At 72.8% G+C, this 15,368-nt stretch carries 15 protein-coding genes; 11 read left to right on the top strand and 4 right to left on the bottom strand.

All coding sequences use genetic code 11. The features are described from left to right. Nucleotides 1-39: 39 nt before the first annotated feature. A complete protein-coding gene (locus tag FAF44_RS33670; RefSeq protein ID WP_237107366.1) occupies nucleotides 40-960 on the bottom strand; it encodes an aldo/keto reductase in 921 nt (306 codons plus the stop codon). Between the two features lie 367 nt (nucleotides 961-1,327). On the opposite strand from FAF44_RS33670, the gene FAF44_RS33660 reads away from it, so the two are divergent. Genes FAF44_RS33660 through FAF44_RS33650 form a run of 3 tightly spaced genes read left to right on the top strand, consistent with a single transcriptional unit; the run spans nucleotide 1,328 to nucleotide 4,678 of the window. Next, complete coding sequence (locus FAF44_RS33660; protein WP_272895375.1) at nucleotides 1,328-2,887, top strand: four-carbon acid sugar kinase family protein; 1,560 nt, start codon at nucleotides 1,328-1,330, stop codon at nucleotides 2,885-2,887. Beyond that, nucleotides 2,884-3,882: a 4-hydroxythreonine-4-phosphate dehydrogenase PdxA gene (gene pdxA / locus FAF44_RS33655; protein ID WP_237107365.1), complete on the top strand. Its 999-nt coding sequence runs from the start codon at nucleotides 2,884-2,886 to the stop codon at nucleotides 3,880-3,882. The genes FAF44_RS33660 and pdxA overlap by 4 nt, the downstream gene beginning before the upstream one ends. 16 nt (nucleotides 3,883-3,898) lie before the next feature. Next, entirely contained in the window at nucleotides 3,899-4,678 is a 780-nt protein-coding gene (locus tag FAF44_RS33650; RefSeq protein WP_237107364.1) for a DeoR/GlpR family DNA-binding transcription regulator, read from the top strand. Nucleotides 4,679-4,736: 58 nt separating this feature from the next. Here the strand turns inward: FAF44_RS33650 and FAF44_RS33645 are convergent, their stop codons facing one another. Next, nucleotides 4,737-5,309: a TetR/AcrR family transcriptional regulator gene (locus FAF44_RS33645; protein ID WP_237107363.1), complete on the bottom strand. Its 573-nt coding sequence runs from the start codon at nucleotides 5,307-5,309 to the stop codon at nucleotides 4,737-4,739. Between the two features lie 85 nt (nucleotides 5,310-5,394). Between FAF44_RS33645 and FAF44_RS33640 the strand changes: the two genes are divergently transcribed. Then, nucleotides 5,395-6,633, top strand: coding sequence for an MFS transporter (locus tag FAF44_RS33640; protein WP_237107362.1), 1,239 nt, complete (start codon nucleotides 5,395-5,397; stop codon nucleotides 6,631-6,633). A 40-nt stretch (nucleotides 6,634-6,673) separates the two neighbouring features. On the opposite strand, the gene FAF44_RS33635 is transcribed toward FAF44_RS33640, so the two are convergent. Next, nucleotides 6,674-7,798, bottom strand: coding sequence for an MCE family protein (locus FAF44_RS33635; RefSeq protein ID WP_237107361.1), 1,125 nt, complete (start codon nucleotides 7,796-7,798; stop codon nucleotides 6,674-6,676). 115 nt (nucleotides 7,799-7,913) lie between these two features. Between FAF44_RS33635 and FAF44_RS33630 the strand changes: the two genes are divergently transcribed. The 3 genes from FAF44_RS33630 to FAF44_RS33620 all read left to right on the top strand — a co-directional run bounded on the left by FAF44_RS33630 (nucleotide 7,914) and on the right by FAF44_RS33620 (nucleotide 10,989). After that, entirely contained in the window at nucleotides 7,914-9,122 is a 1,209-nt protein-coding gene (locus FAF44_RS33630) for an acyl-CoA dehydrogenase family protein (protein ID WP_237107360.1), read from the top strand. 487 nt (nucleotides 9,123-9,609) lie between these two features. Continuing rightward, the gene (locus FAF44_RS33625; RefSeq protein ID WP_237107359.1) at nucleotides 9,610-10,257 is read left to right on the top strand and encodes a bifunctional 2-polyprenyl-6-hydroxyphenol methylase/3-demethylubiquinol 3-O-methyltransferase UbiG; all 648 of its coding nucleotides are present in this window, start codon (nucleotides 9,610-9,612) and stop codon (nucleotides 10,255-10,257) included. A 249-nt stretch (nucleotides 10,258-10,506) separates the two neighbouring features. After that, a complete protein-coding gene (locus tag FAF44_RS33620) occupies nucleotides 10,507-10,989 on the top strand; it encodes an SPW repeat protein (protein ID WP_237107358.1) in 483 nt (160 codons plus the stop codon). Between the two features lie 95 nt (nucleotides 10,990-11,084). Here FAF44_RS33620 and tilS read toward each other — a convergent pair whose 3' ends face one another. Further along, entirely contained in the window at nucleotides 11,085-12,092 is a 1,008-nt protein-coding gene (gene tilS, locus FAF44_RS33615) for a tRNA lysidine(34) synthetase TilS (protein WP_237107357.1), read from the bottom strand. 313 nt (nucleotides 12,093-12,405) lie between these two features. Between tilS and FAF44_RS33610 the strand changes: the two genes are divergently transcribed. The 4 genes from FAF44_RS33610 (at nucleotide 12,406) to FAF44_RS33595 (ending at nucleotide 15,366) form a co-directional block, all read left to right on the top strand. Next, nucleotides 12,406-12,651, top strand: coding sequence for a hypothetical protein (locus FAF44_RS33610; protein WP_237107356.1), 246 nt, complete (start codon nucleotides 12,406-12,408; stop codon nucleotides 12,649-12,651). A 215-nt stretch (nucleotides 12,652-12,866) separates the two neighbouring features. Further along, a complete protein-coding gene (locus FAF44_RS33605) occupies nucleotides 12,867-13,787 on the top strand; it encodes a DUF6282 family protein (RefSeq protein ID WP_237107355.1) in 921 nt (306 codons plus the stop codon). Further along, the gene (locus FAF44_RS33600; protein WP_237107354.1) at nucleotides 13,766-14,551 is read left to right on the top strand and encodes an ABC transporter ATP-binding protein; all 786 of its coding nucleotides are present in this window, start codon (nucleotides 13,766-13,768) and stop codon (nucleotides 14,549-14,551) included. The genes FAF44_RS33605 and FAF44_RS33600 overlap by 22 nt, the downstream gene beginning before the upstream one ends. Continuing rightward, complete coding sequence (locus FAF44_RS33595; RefSeq protein ID WP_237107353.1) at nucleotides 14,548-15,366, top strand: ABC transporter permease; 819 nt, start codon at nucleotides 14,548-14,550, stop codon at nucleotides 15,364-15,366. Before FAF44_RS33600 ends, FAF44_RS33595 begins: the two co-directional genes overlap by 4 nt. Nucleotides 15,367-15,368: the final 2 nt, after the last annotated feature.

Here is a 15,368-nt window from a genome sequence, read left to right as displayed (position 1 = left end):
TGATCTCCTCTGCGGCGGGACGGCTCGGGGATGGGCGGTTCAGCGGTTGTAGGCGGGCATCGGGCCGCGCAGGGCGTCCCCGACGGCGTCGCAGGCGGCGGACACCTCGGCGGGCGGCGGCCCGGCGGCCAGCGCGTCGAGGTTGGCGCGCAGGTGGGCGAGGCTGGAGGCGCCCAGCAGCACCGCGCTCACCATCGGCCTGCCGAGCAGCCAGCGCAGCGACAACTCCGCGAGCGGCAGCCCCGCGTCCAGCGCGATCGTGCCGAGCGCCTCGACCGCCTCGAACAACTCGGCGTCCCAGTACCGCTGCCGGTACATCGCCGCCAGTCGCGAATCGCCGAACCGGCCCGTCCGCGGGGCCTGGTCGAAGCGGTGCCGGCCGGTCAGCAGGCCGCCGCCCAGCGGGTTGTAGACCATCGTGCGCAGGCCGGAGGCGACGGCGAACTCGGCGTACTCGTCCTCGACACGCCTGGCCAGCAGGTTGTAGAGCTGCTGGGCGACCACCGGGCGCGGGCTCATGCCGGCGATCTGCCAGGCCGCGTAGTTGGACACGCCCAGGTCGCCGACCTTGCCCTCCGCCATCAGCTCGGCGACGGTGGCCAGGGTGTCCTCCAGCGGCGTGGCCCGGTCGGGCTGGTGCAGGTAGAACAGGTCCACATGGTCGGTGCCGAGCCGTCGCAGGCTGCCCTCCAGCGACCGGCGCAACCCCTCGGGCGACAGGGGCGCGTGCTCGCCGGCGTCCGGGTGCGGGATGCCCGCCTTGGTCGCCAGCACGACCCGGTCCCTGCGCCCGCGCAGCAGCGGGCCGAGGATCTCCTCGGAGGCGCCGGCCGCGTAGCCGTTGGCGGTGTCCACGCCGGTCACGCCCGCGTCGAGGGCGAGGTCGAGCATGCGCCCGGCGGTGTCCGCGTCCACCGTGTCGCCGAAGGTCATGGTGCCGAGCACGGGCTCCGGGGTCATCTCGAGTGCTCCTCTCGCCGCCGTCGCCTGCCGCCCTCGTCCAGGTCGTCCGGATGGCGGGACGTCCGGTCTCGGCGGGCGGGAGGTGGACGTCACTTGCGGGCCACTGTGGCATAATCTGCGCGTTTCGTGCAATACTCGGCGCGTGATTCGCGCAACTTCGCCGGAGCCGGACGGTGCCGGCGCTGGGTCCGTTCCGGCGCCCGGGTCGGCGCTCGATCCGGCACCCGCTGTCGCGTGCGGTGCCGCGCTCGCTGCCGAGTCCGGTTCGGTGCCGAGCCAGGTACCCGGCTCGGTGTCCGGCCCGGCGTCTGGTCCGGTGTTCGGTCGGGTGCCTGGTTCGGTGCCTGGTTCGGTGGTGGGCCCGATGGCCGGGTCCGTGTTCGTCTTGGCCGATGACCTGTCGGGGGCGGCGGAGACGGCCGCGGTGCTCATGTCGCCCGCGCGTCCGGCGCGGATCACGCTCTCCGGGCCTCCGTACGGGTTCGCGGCCCCGGTGGTCGTGGCCGATCTCGACTGCCGGTACCGGGCGGGGGCCGGGGAACGGGTGGGCGAGGCGCTGCGGCACACGGGGGACCGCCGTGTCTTCATCAAGATCGACTCGCTGCTCCGAGGCAACATCGCCGCCACCGTCGCCGCGACCCTCCATGCCGCGACCTGTCATGCCGCTACCTGGCACGCGGCTTCCTCGCGCGCGGGCACCACCCTGCCGGCGGACACCCGCGATGCCGCCGTATCCACCGCTCCGCCCGCCGGCCTCGCAGCCCCCTCGGGGGCCGCCTCCGACGCGCCTGCGCCTGCTTCTTCCGCGCCCGTGTCCTCCGCGCCCGTGTCCTCCGCGCCCGTGTCCTCCGGGGCCGGGCCCGTTGCCTCCGGTGTGCTCTCGGCAGGGCCGGGTGGCGTCCCGCTTGTGGTGTTCGCGTCCGCGTTGCCGTCCGCCGGGCGGGTGGTCGTCGGCGGAGTTCCGTATGTGGGCGGGCTGTCGCTGCGCGAAACGCGCACCTGGTGCGCGGAGCCCGGTCCGGCGCCGGGTTCGGTCGCCGAGGCGCTGGGCGGTGCGCCGTCCGTGCTCGTGCCGCTGGCCACGATCCGCGCCGGGCAGGCCGCCGTCGCGCGGGCGCTGTCGCGGACCGCCGGGAAGGTCGCCGTGTGCGACGCGGAGACCGACGCCGACCTGGACACGATCGCCGCCGCCGCCCTCCTCGCCGACCCGCGCGCCCGCTTCATCGGCGCGGGCGGCCTCGCCGCCGCCCTCGGCCGCACCCTGGACCCCGGCCCTCCGCCCACGGCGACCCCTGATGCCGCCAGCCCTGATGCCGCCGCCCCTCGTGCCGCCGCGTCCGGCACCGCCGCTGAGGTCGCCGCCCCTGGCGATGCTGCCTCAGGCGCCGCCACCTCTCGCGTCGCACCTGGTGCCGTCGCTTCTCGTGCCGCCGCCGCGAGGCGCCCGTTGCTGGTCGTCGTCGGGACCGCCGAGCCCGGAGCCGCCGAGCAGGCCCGGCTGCTGCTCGCGCGCGGCGCCCGTCCCGTCGTCCTGGACGCCGCCGCCGACCTCGCGCCCGCCCGCCGCGCGCACACCGTACGACGCCTGCGTGACGCCCTGGCCGCGACCACGGCTCCGGCCGTGCTGACCGTCACCGGGCAGGGGCCGCCGGGACTCGCCGCGACCCTCGCCGAGATCGTCAAGACCGCGCTCACCGGCCACGCGCCCGCCCCCGACCTGGTCCTGACCGGCGGCGAGACGGCCAGGCGGGTCCTCGACGCGCTGGAGATCCACGAGCTGACCCCGCTGGGCCAGATCCATCACGGCGCCGTCCACTGCCACACCCCCCACGGCAGTTCGGTCGTCACCAGGCCGGGCAGCTTCGGCGACCGCGACAGCCTCCTCCGCATCGCCGCTCACCTCGCACCAGAAAGGCTGACATGAGCACCCCTCTCATTGCCCTCACCATGGGCGACGGCTCCGGCGTAGGCCCGGAGGTCGTCGTCGGAGCCCTGCTCGCGCCCGAGACCGCCGCGTTCTGTCGTCCGGTCGTCATCGGCGACGCCGGACGCCTGCGCAAGGCCGCCGGGTTCCTCGGCGTGAACCCGGAGGTGGTCACGGTGGACGGGATCGCCGAGGCCGTGTTCGAACCGGGCCGGATCAACGTCATCGACCTCGGCCTGCTGCCCGACGACCTGCCGTGGGGTGAGGTGTCGGCGGTCGCGGGCAACGCGGCCTACGAGTACGTCCGGCTGGCCGGCGAACTGGCGATGTCCGGCGAGGTGCGGGCGATCTGCACGGCCCCGCTGAACAAGGAGGCCCTGCACGCGGCCGGGCACGTCTACCCGGGCCACACCGAGTTGCTCGCGCACCTGACCGGCACGGGGGAGGTGTCGATGATGTTGTCCACGTCCAAGGTCAAGGTCATCCACGTGACCACCCACATCGGCCTGGTCGACGCGGTGGCCCGCATCGAGCCCGGCCTGGTGGAGCGGACGGTCCGGCGCGGCGAGGTCGCGATACGCGGTTCGGGCGTCGTCCGTCCCAAGATCGGCGTCTGTGGCATCAACCCGCACGCGGGCGAGAACGGCCTGTTCGGCTACGGCGAGGAGGAGGAGAAGATCGTCCCCGCGCTCGAACGGCTGCGCGCCGAGGGCATGGACGTGCACGGCCCGCTCCCCGCCGACACGGCGTTCTTCCTGGCCGGACGGGGCGACTACGACCTCATCGTGGCCATGTACCACGACCAGGGCCACGGGCCCGTCAAGATCCTCGGCCTGGAGGCGGGCGTGAACATCACCGTCGGCCTGCCCGTGATCAGGACGTCGGTGGACCACGGCACCGCGTTCGACATCGCGGGCAAGGGCGTGGCGGACGCCGGTAGCATGATCGAGGCGCTTCGCCAGGCGGCTGAGCTGTCGTCGGCGCAGGCCGGGTGAGGGGAAGGGATCATCGATGGGCCGCGCAGCGCGGGTTCGCCGTGACGAGATCGTCCGCCTGGCCACCACCACCGGGCTGGCCAGCGTCGAGGAGCTGTCGGCCCAGCTCGGCGTGACCGCCTCCACGATCCGCCGCGACCTCGCCCACCTCAAGTCCGAGGGCCTGCTGGCGCGGACGTACGGCGGGGCGATGGCGGTGGTCACCCACCCCGAGGCGTCGCTGCGGCAGCGCATCGGGGAGGCGTTCGAGGCCAAGCGCGCGATCGCCGCCTGGGCCGCCGCCCAGGTCCGTCCCGGCGAGACGATCCTGCTCGACGCGGGCTCCACCACCGGGGCCCTGGCCCACGAGCTGCGCCACGCGGCTGACCTCACGATCGCCACCACCGGCCTGAACGCCCTCCAGGAGCTGGTGGGGGCCACCGGCGTGCACGTGGAGTGCCTGGGCGGCACGCTCCGGCAGGTGAGCCAGGGCTTCGTGGGCCCGCTGGCGGAGGCGGCGCTGAGCCGGATGACGTTCGACCGGGTCTTCCTGGGGGCCGACGCCGTGACGGCCGATGACGGCATCTGCGAGGCCAGCCTGCAGCAGACCCGGATGAAGGAGCTGATGATGGCTCGCTCCCGCCATGTCTACCTGCTCGTGCACGCCGCCAAGCTGGGCCGCCGCCCGTTCCACGCCTGGGCCCGGATGCCCGACGCCTGGACCCTGGTGACGGACGCGAGCGCCGCCCCCGAGGCCCTGGAGCCGTTCGAGGCGCGGGGCGTGCGGACCGTGGTCGTGGCCGCGCACGCCGGGTAGCGACCCGGCCAAACCACTTGAGCGCGCACCACTTGAGCGCGGCCTGCTTGAGCGCGGACTACTTGAGCGCGGCGGCGACGAAGTCCGCGATCTGGTCGCGGATGGCCTCGTGGTCGTCCGCCGCGTCCCGCAGGATGATCCGCCCGAGCTGCGGCATCATCGACGGGAACAGCGCCAGCCCCGTCAGCATGAACACCATGCGCGCCGTCGCCGCCGACGGCTCCTCGCCCCGGCCGGCCGCCAGCGAGGCGGTCTTGCGCGCGCAGCGCTCGACCCGGGTCTCCCGCCCCGCCGGCAGGTCCTGCTCGCGGTAGTTGAGCGCCTCCCACATCAGCAGCCGCACCAGGTCGGGATGCGACTGGTAGTAGTCGGTCAGCTTGGCCACGTAGTCGACGGGGTCGCCCCCGGGCAGGGCGATCTGCGCGGTCAGGTCGTCGAGCGCCTCCATGATGACCGCGTCGAACAGCTTCTCCTTGCTGCCGAAGTGGCCGTAGATGCGCTCCTTGTTGACGCCGGCGCGCTCGGCGATGCGATCCACGCGCGCGCCCGCCACCCCGTACGCGGCGAACTCCTCCCGGGCCGCCTCCAGCAGCGCGGCCCGGGTGGCGGCGGTCGAGACCTTGGGTGTCATGGCGACATCCTACCCACCAACCGGTTGGTTGGAAACCAACCATACGGTTGACATCCAACCAGTTGGTTGGTTAGCGTCCCGGACCATGACCTGCACTGTTTCCGCCACCCCGCGGCTGCGTCCCCCGTCGCCGCCCGCCACCGCCCCCTTCGCCGGCACGCTGACGGCCTTCACCCTCACCGCGATCCTGGTCAGCGGCCAGTTGTACGTCGTGATCCCGCTCCTGCACGACATGGCCGCCGGCTGGGGGACCTCGGCCGGCGGGCTGACGTGGCTGGTGACCGTGTTCGGCATCGGATACGGTGCCGGTTTCCTCATTTTCGGCCCGCTTTCCGACCGGTACGGCCGTCGCAGGCTGCTCATGATCGGACTGCCGCTGGCCGCCGTGACGACGGCGTTGGTCGCGTTGAGCCCCTCGCCCGAGGCGGCGATGGCGTTGCGGGCGGTGCAGGGCGTGACGGTGGCGATGTTCCCGCCCGCCGGGCTGGCCTACCTGGCCGAACGGCTGGAGCCGCGCCGCCGCGTGGTCACCGTCGCCGCCGTGACGGGGGCGTTCCTCGCCTCGGCCGTGGCGCTCCAGGTCGCCGCCCAACTCCTGGTGGAGTCCATCGGCTGGCGCGGGATGTTCGCCATCTCGGCGGCCGGGCTCGTGCTCGCCTCGCTGGGCGTACGCGCCGTCATGCTGCCCGACCCGCCACGCGAGGCCACTCGTCCGACGCACGGGCTCCGCGCGGGCGTGGGATCGGTGTTGTCGGCGTACCGGCCGCTGCCCGGCCTGCTGTTCCACCGCGTGCTGAGCCTGCGTTACCTGGCCACGGTCATGCTGATGGCCGGATTCGTGGCCGTCTACACCGGCCTGCAGATCTACGGCGGCAACTCGCCCGCCGACCTCCTCGCGCTGCGCGCGGCCGGGCTGCCGTCGATCGTGCTGGTGCCGCTCCTCATGCCCTGGCTGGCCAGGATCCGCACGACGACCAGGGCGGCGGCGTTCCTGGCGGCCGGCGCGCTCGTGCTCGCGGTCATCGGCATGACCGGCACCGCCGCGCTGGTGCTGCTGCTCGCCCTGTACGTCGCCGCCATCACCGGCGGCCTGCCCAGCATGAACGAGGCCGTCTCCGCCGAGGCGGGCCGCGTCCGGGGCACCGCGCTGGCGCTGTTCTCCGCCGCGCTGGCGGTCGGCGGCAGCGCCGGGCCGCAGGTGGCCGCCGCGTTCGGCGGCTTCACCCCACTCGTGTACGGCCTCGCGATCGGCATGGCCCTGGCCGCCCTCGCCGTCCTGGCCTCCACCCGGACGGCCGCGAAGCAGCCGGCCCGGACGCCCTGACGGTGCCCCCCACTGTGACGGTGGCCGTGCTCGGGGCGGGTCAGCGCACGCGCAGGACCAGGCCGCCGAGGGTGAGGTCGGGCCGTCCGGCGCGGGCGTCGGGAAGCAGCCACGACGTGTCGAACGCCACCGCCCGCCCTGCCGCCCGCCCCGCCGGGTTGAGCCCCTTGAGCAGGCTCTCGCACCGGCCGTCCACCGCGTGCAGCAGCGAGCAGACCCACATGGCGACGTCGTCGGTCTGACCGTTGAGGTTCAGCCGGGTCCGGAACGTCCCGCTGGCCGGGTCGTAGGCGTTGTTCGCGTTGTTCAGCGCGAGCGGCGCCGTGTCGAGGAAGGTCTCGATGGACTCGCGCTGGCGTACGAGCAGGTGGGTCAGGCGGGCGAGGTCGCGGGTGCTCGCCGTGATCTCGCCCCGGTTGTCCTCGACGAAGTCGGCGACCTCGCCGAGCGTGCCGGACAGCCCGGCCAGGACGGCGCGCAGTTCGTCCCGCTCGCCGTCGAGCTGCCGTGACACCCCCGCCAGATCCTTCATGAACGCCCTGACCGCGGTGTCGTCGCGGGCCAGCGCGCCCGTGACGACGGCCAGATCGCGAACCGTCTGCGCGGCGTCCTCGCCGCTCGCGGCCAGCGTGGCGGCGGCGTCGGACAGCCCGCGCACGGTGGCGCCCACGCTCTCGCCCTGGCCGCCGAACGTCTCGGCCGACACCCGCAGCAGCCGCGACAGCGCGCCGTCGGCGTTCGCCCCGCGCGGGCCGAGGGCCACCGCGAGCCGGTCGTAGGCCCGCAGCGCCTCGTCGATCTCGACGGGCGAGCGGGCCACGCGCAGCGTCGCGCCGTCGGCCAGCGCCGGGCCCGCGGTGTACGGGGGCGTGAGCTGGACGTACCGGTCGGCGATGACGGAACGGGCCACGATGACCGCCTGCGCGGACGCCGGGACCTTGTGGGCGGCGTCGTACTCCAGCTCGACCCGCACCCGTGCCCCCTCGGGGACGACCGCGCGCACCCGCCCCACCCGCACCCCGAGAATCCGCACGTCGGAGCCCGGATACAGCCCCACGGCCCGGTCGAAGCGGGCCGTCGCGCGCATGGTCGCGGGCGGCGCGAGCAGCAGGTAGCCGGCCGCGGCGGTGAGGGCGGCGAGCAGCGCGATCAGCCAGCGGTTCAACCGTGCTCCTTCGGAGAGTGACCGCAATATTACCGAGGGTTTGCGGCCGACCGGGCATTCCGGCCCGGCGCTACCGGCCGGTAGGGTGTTACCACCGGTAACTTGAGGGGGACGTATGGCGGGCTTCTGTCCGGAGCTGAGCGGCGACGTGGCCGAGGTGCGCGACTGGGTGCACGCGTTCGCCCGCGACGTGATCCGCCCCGCGGGCGCCGAGTGGGACGAGCGCGAGCAGACCCCCTGGCCGGTCATCCAGGAAGCGGCCAAGGCCGGGCTGTACTCCCTCGACTTCTTCGCCGGCCAGTGGTTCGAGGACAGCGGGCTCGCGCTGCCGGTGGCGTTCGAGGAGATCTTCTGGGGCGACGCCGGCATCGGCCTGTCCATCACCGGCACCGGACTGGCCGCCGCCGCGCTGGCCGCCAACGGCACCCCCGAGCAGATGGGGGAGTGGCTGCCGCAGATGTTCGGCACCGAGAACGACGTCAAGCTCGGCGCGTTCTGCGCCTCCGAGCCGGACGCGGGCTCCGACGTCGGCGCCATCCGCACCCGCGCCGTCCCCGACGGGGACGACTGGGTGCTCAACGGCGTCAAGACCTGGGCCACCAACGGCGGCATCGCGAACGTCCACGTGGTCGTCGCCTCCGTGGACCCGTCGCTGGGGACCAGGGGACAGGCGTCGTTCGTCGTCCCGCCGGGCACGCCGGGGCTGTCCATGGGGCAGAAGTTCCGCAAGCACGGCATCCGCGCCTCGCACACGGCCGAGGTCGTCCTCGAGGACGTCCGGGTACCCGGCTCGTGCCTGCTCGGAGGCAAGGAGAAGCTGGAGGCCCGGCTGGCGCGGGTACGGAAGGGGGAGCGGGCCGGGGAGCAGGGGGCCATGCGCACGTTCGAGACCACCCGCCCGTCGGTGGCCGCGATGGCGGTGGGCATCGCCCGCGCGGCCTTCGAGTACGCCAGGGACTACGCCCGCGAACGCGAGCAGTTCGGCCGCCGGATCGGCGAGAACCAGGCCATCGCGTTCCTGCTCGCCGAGATGGCCACCCGCGTGGACATGGCGCGCCTGCTGACCTGGCGGGCCGCGTGGATGGCCCGCAACGGCCGGCCGTTCGAGCAGGCGGAGGGCTCGATGTCGAAGCTCGTGGCGGGCGAGACGGCGGTGTGGGTGACCGAGCAGGCGATCCAGGTGCTGGGCGGCGCGGGCTACACGAGGGAGCACCCGGTGGAGCGCTTCCACCGCGACGCCAAGATCTACACGATCTTCGAGGGCACGTCCGAGATCCAGCGCCTGATCATCGGCCGCGCCGTTACCGGGCTTCCGGTCCGCTGAGAACTTCGCACGTCAGATGGGGTGGCGTGCGGCTGAGTCATCACTGCGGCACGCCACCTCGCACGGGTTGCTCGCCGCTGCGGGGATCCCAGTTCTGCCTCAGTTCTGTCGCTGGTGGCTGGGGCCGCATGCAAGAGTTTGATCGCCATGGCTGTACCTTCTACGGGCCTCGAGGACGGTTGATCACCTGTGAGGGTGAATCGCCTCCCCCGCGCGAGCTAGGTGGACGGCCGTCAGCGGCACCCACTGGTGACGAAGCGTCTGAAGGCGTTTGTCCAGCACGGTCCGGTCAGAAGCGGCCACCCCCGGGACAAGTGGAAGCGGGAGGACTTGGCGGTCCAACGACTAATCGCCGATGAGTCCCGCGCTTAGGCCGCGAACGCCTGCTCCCATCCGATCGGGGCCGGTCGTAGACCGAGCGTCCCAACCGCAGGTATTGGCGTGACCAGGGCGTGCGGGATTCCGGAGGGCCGTATGCTGCACTCGCATGAAGGATCTTGGCAGTCAGGTCGCGTACTGGGACACCGTCGGCGTCTCGAAGACATTCACCCACCCGGTGAATCCCGACTGGTTGCAAGGGGTGAGCCGGACCGCTCGGGTTTTGGACTACGGCTGCGGGTACGGCCGTGTCATGGCTGAGCTGGGCGAACACGGCTTCACCGATGTGTCCGGCGTGGACCTGTCTCCCGGGTTGATCGCGCGGGGTCGCCAGTTGATGCCTGATCTGCGCTTCGCGGTCCTGAAGTCTCCGCCGAAGTCGGCTCATGCATCGGCGAGTTTCGACGTGGTTCTGCTGTTCGCGGTGCTGACGTGTGTCCCCGAGGCTGACGCCCAGCGGGCGTTGGTCGCTGAGCTGAGCCGTGTCCTGACGTCCGGGGGGCTGCTCTACGTCAGCGACGTGCTCCTGCAGGACGACGAGCGAAACCGGGCCCGCTATGCCGCGCATGCCCAGCAGTTCGGCACCCCATATGGGGTGTTCGCCACTGACGACGGTGCGGTGTGCCGACACCACGACCTGGCCGAGCTGCGCGCTCTTCTCTCGGACTTCGAGGTTGTGGACGAGCGCCGGATCGACGTTGTCACGATGAACGGCCACCGATCACAGGCGGTGCAACTTCTGGCCCGTAAGCGGTGAGGTCACAGCCATTCGTTGACGGCGGCGATGGTCACGGCGGCTTCCTGGCGGACGGCAGGCTCGTCGTACCCGGCCGCGCCGGTCCGGTGGCGTTTGCGCTGGTCAATGCCGCGGATAGATCCTTTTGGCCGTGGTACCGCGTTACCGCGTGAGGATCTGGGGAGACGTTTACCTGATCGGGGGCATTGGCTCGACGGGGTGGGCATGGGATCGATGAACGAACCTCTCAGCGGAAAGGTGGTGTCAGCCATGGCTGACCAGCCGACGCGCCCCACTTACGATGTCGGCCGTCACACCGACGTCGGCCAGCACACCGACATCGGTCATCACCCCGACATCGCCGCGCTTCGCGATCGCTACGACATGGCGGCGCAACGGCCGTCAGGGCAGTCCGTCAGCGGGCTCGCCTTCCTGGCCGGGCTCTACCTGGCGATCTCGCCATGGGTGGTGGGCATATTCGGCCGTACGAACCTGACCGTCAGCAATCTGATCACCGGGATAGCGGTGGCCCTGCTGGCGGCCGGAATCGCATCGGCCAACAGCCGCACCCACGGGCTTTCCTGGGTGCTGCCGATCATCGGCGTCTGGACCATCATCGCGCCGTGGGTGCTGTCTCCGCACGGAGCCGGCGCCGCCACGATCGTCAGCAACGTCATCACGGGAGCGGTCATCCTTGTGACGGGCTTGGCGTGCGCCTCGCTCGGCATGATGCCCAAACGCCGGCGTGCGTGAGGGATCCTGCACATCCGGAAGGTGGGGTCAGCCTGGGGGCGGCACTCGACGAGTGCCGCCCCCGTTTCGGCGTGCTGAGGGATCACCGTACGGGGTCAGCCGGGCGTGGTGAAGGTCAGGAGGCCGTTTCGGCGGAGGGCGGACAGGCCGCCGGGTAGGTTGACCGCCTTCTGCCCACGCCAGTGCGTGACCAGCCGGTCGACGGCCAGGACGTGTGTGGCCGACAGCGCGCCGGAAGGCGTTCCGGCGGTGATCGCGGCCCGTCGCAGGACCCGCCGCCTGACGGCGCTCGGCAGCCGCTCCAACTCGGCCACGGTCAGCCTCACCGGCCCGCCGGTCACCGGCTCGGCGGTGGCGCAGGCGTCGTACGTGCAGGCGTCGTACGCGGTGTCGGCCCACTCGTCGAGCGCGTCGGCGTCCTCCCGCGCCAGGGCGGCCGTGCGGGCGAGCGCGTCGGCCACCCCCGGCCCCAGTTCCGCCTCCAGGAGCGGCAGGACCTTGTGACGGACCCGGACGCGCGTGTAGCGGGGGTCGGCGTTGTGCGGGTCGTCCCACGGGGACAGGCCCTGTGCCTGGCAGGCGGCGACGGTGGTGGATCGAGGCAGGTGGAGGAGGGGACGGCGGTAACGGCCCGCGGTGGCCGCCATGCCCGACAGCGAGCGCGGGCCGCTGCCCCTGGCCAGGCCGAGCAGCACGGTCTCGGCCTGGTCGTCCCGGGTGTGGCCGAGCAGCACCGTCTCGGCTCCGAGCCGGTCGGCGGCTTCGGCGAGGGCCGCGTATCTCGCGTCCCTGGCCGCCGCCTCGGGGCCGCCCTCGGTGCCGACCGTGACCGTGAGGACCTCCGCCGGGGTCAGCCGCAGCTCGGTGGCCAGGTCGGCGACCGTGCGGGCGCGTTGCGCCGAACCGGGCTGGAGCCGGTGGTCCACCGTCAGGAGGCCGGCGCGCAGGCGCAGGCGGGGAGCCTCGAACGCCAGGGCCGCCGCCAGCGCGAGCGAGTCGGCCCCGCCGCTGCAGGCCGCGAGGACGAGCGCGTCCTCGCGCACGTCGGCCAGGGCTTCGCGGACGGCGCGGCGGACGTCGGCGACGGCTGGATGTGGACCCACCCTGCCATTGTCGCGGCTCCGGGCGCCCGCCCACGCATCCGGCCGACAGGTGCCCGCCCACGCATTCGGCCGACAGGTGCCCGCGCGCGCATCCGCCGACGGGCGTCGGCCCGCGCATCCGCCGCCGCCGTCGGCGGGCCGGCCGGAGTGCTCCTGGCATACCTGGCGCATACCGATGATTCCTAGGGTGGCCGGGACCGGCATCGCCCCCGGCCTGCGCTGCGGCGGCCGGGGGCGGGTCGAGGTCCGTCCCGGATGCTACCGTCGCGAGTGATCCGCTTCTCCTGTGCGAACGCGTGCGAAGGGTGCTCCCATGAGTGACCACGGCCTCGACCGGATCCACCAGCTCACGAGCTTCCCCATCCAGTTCACGGCCCATGTGACCGGGTCCGGCCCGGAAGAACTCCGGATCAGGGCGGCCCAGGAGGCCGTGCGCTTCTTCGGGGCCGACGCGGAGGTGTACGTCGTGTCGGCCGCGTCGGAGGCGGATCCGGGACACGACGGCCGATACCGGGCGACCGTGGTGTTCCGCCAGGTCGCGGACGGCAGCGTCATCTGATCGGGGATCGGCCGGCCGTCCCCGCTAAGTGTCCGCACGATTGTTGACAATCGCGGGAAGATGATTCATCCGCAGTCGGCGATGCGAGCGCTCGGTGTGATCCAGGGCCCATCGGACACGGCGATCCGACCGCCCCCATAGATCACCCTTGACGCTTGTCACCCATATTGTTAACAATCTGTTGCAGCAGCATGGCGACAACATGGGAGACAGGCATGCCCGATCATCCCAAGCCTTCCGCGCGAGCCCGCGAACTGGTCGCGGGCGCCTACGACATCCACATCCACGTCGCGCCCGACGTGATGCGCAGGCGGATCGACGACCTCACGCTCGCCGCCCGCTTCGCCGACGTCGGGCTGGCCGGCTACGTGCTCAAGTCCCACTACGTCCCCACCGCCGAGCGGGCCGCGGTGGTCCGCGCCGCCGTCCCCGGCTTCGGCGCGGTGGGCGCGATCACCCTCAACGCCGCCGTCGGCGGCATGAACCCGGTCGCCGTCGAGATCGCCGCCCGCGGCGGCGCCCAGGTCGTCTGGCTGCCCACCGTGGACAGCGCCAACCAGCGGGCCTGCACCGCCGCCGACCCCGAGGGGGCCACGCCGCCGATGTGGGCCCGCCTCCAGGACGAGCTGCGCGCGGCGGGCATGGCGGCCGACCCGGTCGAGGTGGTGGCCCCCGGCGGCGGCGTGCTCGACCGCACCCGGCAGGTGCTGCGGCTGATCGCCGCGCACGACCTGACCCTCGCCACCGGCCACCTCGGCGCGGACGAGATCGACGCCGTGGTGGCCGCGGCCGTCGAGGAGGGCGTGCGGCGCATCGTCGTCACCCATCCCGAGTTCACCTCCCAGCGCGTCGCCGTGGAGCGGCAGCGGGCCCTGGCCGCCAAGGGCGCGCTGCTCGAACGCTGTTTCACCACCCCGCACAGCGGCAAGGTCTCCTGGCAGACCTGGCTGGAGCACATCGCGGCGGCGGGCCCGGAGCACTCCGTGCTCTCCAGCGACCTCGGCCAGCCGTTCAACCCGCCCGTCGAGGACGGTCTGGCGCTGCTCGCCGACCGGCTGACGGCGGAGGGGTTCACCGACAAGGACGTACGCACCATGGCCGTGGAGAACTCGAGATGGCTGGCGGGCGCGCGATGAGCGGTCCGGTCATCGAGGTGTCCGGGCTGGCCAAGCGGTTCGTCAAGGACGACCTCGCCATCGTGGCGCTGCACGACTTCGACCTGCGGATCGCGGAGGGCGGCTTCGTCACGGTGCTCGGACGCAGCGGCTGCGGCAAGTCGACCATGCTCAACCTGCTCGCCGGGCTCACCACGCCCACCTCGGGCACGGTCGTCTACCGGGGCCTGCCGGTCGCGGGCCCGCGTACCGAGGTCGGCTACCTCACCCAGTCGGACACGCTCATGCCCTGGCGCAGCGTGCGCAGGAACGTCGAGCTGCCCCTGGAGATCGGCGGCGTGCCCGCCGAGCGCCGCAGGGAGCGCGCGGCCGAGCTGATCGCGAAGGTCGGCCTGGTGGGGTTCGAGCGGTACTACCCGCGCGAGCTGTCCGGCGGCATGCGGCGGCGGGTCAGCCTGGCCAGGATGCTGGCGGGCGACCCCGAGACGCTGCTCATGGACGAGCCGTTCGGCGCCCTCGACGCCCAGCTCCGCGGCGAGCTGCAGGCCGAGCTGCTGCGGCTGTGGGGGGAGAGCGGGCAGACGGTGGTGTTCGTGACCCACGACATCGAGGAGGCGCTGCTGCTCGGCGACCGGGTGGTGGTGCTCGGCCCGGCCTGCCGCATCGTGCTCGACCGGCCGATCGGCCTGCCCAGGCCCCGGGACGCCGGCGAACTGCGGCTGGACCCGGCCTTCCTCGCCCTGCACCGCGAACTGACCGAGGCGCTGCGGGAGGCGGCCGGATGACCGTCAGGCCCCAGACGGTCCGCTTCCACCGGAGCTGGTGGAGCAGGCACGGCGGCGCCGTCACCGTGTGGTCGGCACGGGCGCTGCTGCTCGTGGCGCTGCTGGTGATGTGGGAGCTGGCCGCGGAGCGGTGGTTCGACATCACGTTCACGAGCCGGCCGAGCGACATCTGGACCCGCCTGGTCGAGTGGAACGAGGACGGCACCCTGTGGTCCAACACCTGGATCACCGTCCAGGAGGTGGTGTACGGGTTCCTGCTCGGCGCGGCGGCCGGCGCGCTGACCGGCTTCCTGCTGGCCTCGGCCCCGCGGCTCTACCGGGTGCTGGACCCGTTCGTCATGGCGCTGTACTCGATCCCGAAGGTGGCGCTGGCGCCGCTGTTCATCGTCTGGTTCGGCATCGGCATGCACATGAAGGTGCTGCTGGCCGCGGCGACGGTGTTCTTCCTCGTCTTCCTCAACACCGCCGCGGGCGTGCGGGAGGTGGACCGCGGCCTCGTGGACGCCGTGCGGCTGATGGGCGGCGGCCGGCGCGAGATCATGCTCAAGGTGGTCGTCCCGTCGTCGATGACCGGACTGCTCACCGGGCTCAAGGTGGCCATCCCGTACGCGCTGATCGGCGCGGTGATCGGCGAGCTGGTGGCCTCCAACCGGGGGCTCGGCTACCTGATCAACGACGCCGCGGCCCAGTTCGACACCGCCGGCGTGTTCGCCACGCTCGTCGTGCTCAGCGTGATCGCGGCGCTGCTGAACCTGGTCGTCGGCCTGCTCGATCGCAGGGTGGGCCGGTGGCGGCCGATGGGGGCCCAGGAATGAGC

It is taken from the genome of Nonomuraea sp. MG754425 (assembly GCF_021699195.1).
In the GTDB taxonomy this organism is placed as follows: Bacteria; Actinomycetota; Actinomycetes; order Streptosporangiales; family Streptosporangiaceae; genus Nonomuraea.
Note: the sequence above shows the minus strand (reverse complement) of the source record. Positions and strands in the feature narration are given on the sequence as shown.